The following is a 3,772-nucleotide window of genomic DNA, read 5'->3' as shown; positions in this document are numbered from 1 at the left end:
GTTCGGATCCTTATGGGTGCCGACCGAACCGGCCGGGTGATCCGTCGATGGCTGGATCAGGTGGCCAAAAAGCTTCCGGGCCAGCGCGTGCACAGGCCCCGAAGTGGATGGCAGCGCCTCGAAACAATCCAAAGGATCGGCCCGGAGCCTAAAACCCGGGCGCGATCAGTTGGCAATCCCCGCCCGCGGCCGCGCCCCATTCGCTGGAAGCAAGGCGCCGGCCGCGGCCAGCCCGGTCAGGGTGGACTTCGTCCAACTCTGAGCCGGGCGCTCCACAAAACGCCAGATCAGGCAGGACAAAACCAGCAGCACCAGCGTCACCGCCGCAATCAGGGCCGCCGGCGAAAGCGCATCGCCCAGCCGGTTGAACGCGACATAGCCGATGTGCTGATGCAGCAGGTAGAACGGATAGGTCAGCCCGCCAATGGCCAGCGTCACCCCCGACGGCAGCGGCAGGCGTGGAAACCTGATCGCAGCCGCCACGATCGCGACGATCGCCACGCAGGAAGCGGCGACGGCGAAGTCGTCATAGGCAGCGTGGTAGTTCGCCCTGTACCACTGCGTCAGTTCGAGAGCTTGATAGATGGCCACGGCCGTGGTGAGCGTGAGAAGGGCGAGGTTGCGCCGCGTATGTCCGTCCCGGAAGGCGGCATAGAGCAGGAGCCCAGCGCAGAAGAACGCGCTCTGATCGGTCAGGAGGAGATAGCGCAGGATTTTGCTGGACAGGAAGGCGCGATCGAGAAYGGAAACCAGAAGCCAGACGAGAACGATGAGCGGATAGCGATCGCGCCGAAAAGCTCCGAGCGCCATCAGCAGGAGAACCCAGCCGTAGAAGATCACTTCGTAGAAGATCGACCAGTAGGAGCCATCCATGGCCTGATAACCGAGCAGCTCGGGCTTGATGACCAGATTCGCGGCCCATTGCGCAGCGCTGGCCTGCAGGAACGGCGCGCCCAAGGCGAGCACCACCAGAAAGGTAAGCGTCATGCAGAGCAGGAAAGTGGGATAGATCCGGGCGAAGCGGGCAATGGCGAACTGAAGCGGCGTCCGCCCCTCGGCGGAATAGGCGATCACGAAGCCACTGATCACGAAGAAAAGCGGCACGCCAAGATAGCCGTATTTCAGCACGCTCTCGCCGGCCGGCAGCGACATCTGCGTAAAGCCGACCGCCAGACCGCAGAACCCGAAATGGAACAATGYGACCGACAAGGCCGCGAGAAGGCGCAGGCCGTCGAGCGTTTCGAGGCGAAGACCGGGCTGGAGGTGGTTCGGCTGACTCATGGCTCACGTCACGTTTCGGCACAGGTTCCGGGCGATGCGGCTCACGCAGCAAGCCGCGCGCCAAACCTTTGGGAGCCTTCATGGTTTCGCCAGACCGCCGCAGATCAAGGATATTGATCCTAGGCATATTTACCTAGTTTGCCAATTGAGCTTATTTTCCTAAGGCCTGATCCCTTCGGAACCCCCTTCCCGCTCGACAAAGGCATGATGGACGGCCTCGCCAAGGCATGCTCACATTCGCTGCATCGCAGCATGGAGCCCCCGATGACGAGCAAGACGCCACGCCAGTTTTTCCGGCCGCTCGCCATCGGCGCTCCCGAGCCCTATCGGGAGCTCCCGCTCAAGCTCGAAAGAATGATCCATTTCGTGCCGCCCCACCTGGAGAAGGTGCGCGCGAAGGTCGGCGAGCTCGCCGGGCAGGTCGATATCGTGCTCGGCAATCTCGAGGATGCGATCCCGGTCGAGGCCAAGCAGGCGGCGCGCGACGGCTTCATCGCCATGGGCAAGGCGGTCGATTTCGGCAAGACCGGGCTTTGGACGCGGGTGAATGCGCTGAACTCGCCCTGGTTCCTCGACGACATCACCGCGATCATGGCCGAAATCGGCGGCAAGCTGGACGTGGTGATGGTGCCGAAGGTCGAAGGGCCGTGGGACATCCACTATGTCGACCAGCTGCTCGCGCAGTTCGAGGCGCGCCATGCGCTGCCCAAGCCGATCCTGATCCACGCCATCCTGGAGACGGCCGAGGGCGTGAAGAATGTCGAGGCGATCGCCACCGCCTCGCCGCGCATGCATGGCATGAGCCTCGGCCCCGCCGACCTCGCCGCCTCGCGTGCGATGAAGACTACCCGCGTCGGCGGCGGGCACCCCGAATACAAGGTGATCGCCGACCCCTCCCCCGATGGCGGCCCGCGCGCCGTCGCCCAGCAGGATCTCTGGCACTACACCCTGGCCAAGATGGTCGATGCCTGCGCAGCGGCGGGCATCAAGCCCTTCTACGGTCCCTTCGGCGATTTCGCCGATGCGGCCGCCTGCGAGGCGCAGTTCCGCAACGCCTTCCTACTCGGCTGCGCCGGCGCCTGGACGCTGCACCCCTCGCAGATCGAGATCGCCAAGCGGGTGTTCAGCCCGGACCCAACCGAGGTGATCTTCGCCAAGCGCATCCTCGAAGCCATGCCGGACGGTTCGGGAGCGGTTATGATCGACGGAAAAATGCAGGACGACGCGACCTGGAAGCAGGCGAAAGTGATCGTCGATCTGGCGCGGCAGGTTGCCGCAAGGGATCCGGCATTAGCAGAACGTTACGGATTGTGATGGGACTGCGTCCGGCGCTCGATTGATTTTGACGCATTTACGACGCATTGCTCTCGCAAGGGCGGCGACGACCCCGGCCGGCAAAGGATCGGCGGGGATAGCGTAGGTTTGTCATGGAAGCGCGTTCGGCCAAATTCTGCATCGGGCAAGTGGTCAAACACCGCATCTATCCGTTTCGCGGGGTCATCTTCGACGTCGACCCGGTCTTCTCCAACACCGACGAGTGGTGGGAGGCGATTCCGGAGAACATGCGCCCGTCGAAGGACCAGCCCTTCTACCATCTCTTCGCGGAGAACGAGGAGACGGAATACGTCGCCTATGTCTCCGAGCAGAATCTCGTCGTCGATGATTCCGGCGAGCCGGTCCGCCATCCGCGGGCGCGCGAGTTCTTCCGCCGCGACCGCAAGGGGCGCTACCGGATCGACCGCACCGGATTGAACTGAGGGCGACGTCCCAGCGCCCAAGCTCCTGCGCGCTGACGCTTTTGCTCAAAAGAAAAAGGCCGACCCTTTCGGGCCGGCCTTTTCCATTCTCGACCTGTTGCCCGATCAGGGCTTCGGCGGCGTCGCCGGGGCAGTGCCGGGAGCAGGCGCGGCACCGGGAGCAGCGCCCGGGGCGGCGTTGGCGCCGCCGGCGCCGAGCCGCTGGCGCAACTCTTCCTGGCGCTTCGCCACCTCGTCCTGAAGCTTCTTCTGCTGTTCCTCGAGCACCTTCGGGTCGATCGGCGCGCCGTCGAAGCCCTTCGCGAAATCGGCGAGCGGGATCTGGAAGGTCACCTCGCGGGCGCCCTGGTTCTGGACGCTGACGTTGAGGTTGGTGCCCTTCTTCATCGAATTGATGAAGTCGTCCTTGATCTGCGCCTCGGCGAAGCAGCCGTTCGGGAAGCAGATCGCATAGCGGCCGCCGACCGGCTGAGCGCTGTCGACACCGAAGCGGATGCCCGGCTGGAGCAGGAGGCCGAGCGGCATCAGGAAGCGCACGATCTTGTTCGGATCGCCCTTCACGTCATAGATCGCGACGGCCAGCACCGGCTGGTCCTGATCCGAGACGAAGTCGCGGGTCGTGTAGCAGATTTCCTTGTTGGCGGCCTGGTCCTTGCCGCAGACCTTGGTCCAGCTGGTCTGCTCCGGATTGGACTTGACCTGCACGACGGTGGGGCCGGCAGGCGCGGCAGCGC

At 64.2% G+C, this 3,772-nt stretch carries 4 protein-coding genes; 2 read left to right on the top strand and 2 right to left on the bottom strand.

All coding sequences use genetic code 11. The features are described from left to right. Positions 1–165: 165 nt before the first annotated feature. Positions 166–1,281: an acyltransferase family protein gene (locus tag AB4Y99_RS26500; RefSeq protein ID WP_441525427.1), complete on the bottom strand. Its 1,116-nt coding sequence runs from the start codon at positions 1,279–1,281 to the stop codon at positions 166–168. Positions 1,282–1,545: 264 nt separating this feature from the next. Between AB4Y99_RS26500 and AB4Y99_RS26495 the strand changes: the two genes are divergently transcribed. Next, on the top strand, positions 1,546–2,595 hold the full coding sequence (locus tag AB4Y99_RS26495) for an HpcH/HpaI aldolase/citrate lyase family protein (protein WP_038368671.1): 1,050 nt from the start codon (positions 1,546–1,548) through the stop codon (positions 2,593–2,595). 113 nt (positions 2,596–2,708) lie between these two features. Further along, complete coding sequence (gene hspQ, locus AB4Y99_RS26490) at positions 2,709–3,038, top strand: heat shock protein HspQ (protein ID WP_038367525.1); 330 nt, start codon at positions 2,709–2,711, stop codon at positions 3,036–3,038. 105 nt (positions 3,039–3,143) lie between these two features. Here the strand turns inward: hspQ and AB4Y99_RS26485 are convergent. Beyond that, the coding region (locus AB4Y99_RS26485; RefSeq protein ID WP_441525426.1) for an invasion associated locus B family protein at positions 3,144–3,772 on the bottom strand (629 nt) is incomplete at its 5' end.

The organism is Allobosea sp. TAB14 (assembly GCF_052113865.1).
In the GTDB taxonomy this organism is placed as follows: domain Bacteria; phylum Pseudomonadota; class Alphaproteobacteria; order Rhizobiales; family Beijerinckiaceae; genus Allobosea; species Allobosea spartocytisi.
The sequence above is the reverse complement of the archived record's forward strand: the minus strand, read 5'-3'. Positions and strand labels throughout refer to the sequence as shown.

Bases quoted from the DNA above. Each gene is read 5' to 3' on its own strand.
- hspQ (WP_038367525.1), top strand. From the start codon at position 2,709: ATGGAAGCGCGTTCGGCCAAATTCTGCATCGGGCAAGTGGTCAAACAC.
- AB4Y99_RS26495 (WP_038368671.1), top strand. From the start codon at position 1,546: ATGACGAGCAAGACGCCACGCCAGTTTTTCCGGCCGCTCGCCATCGGC.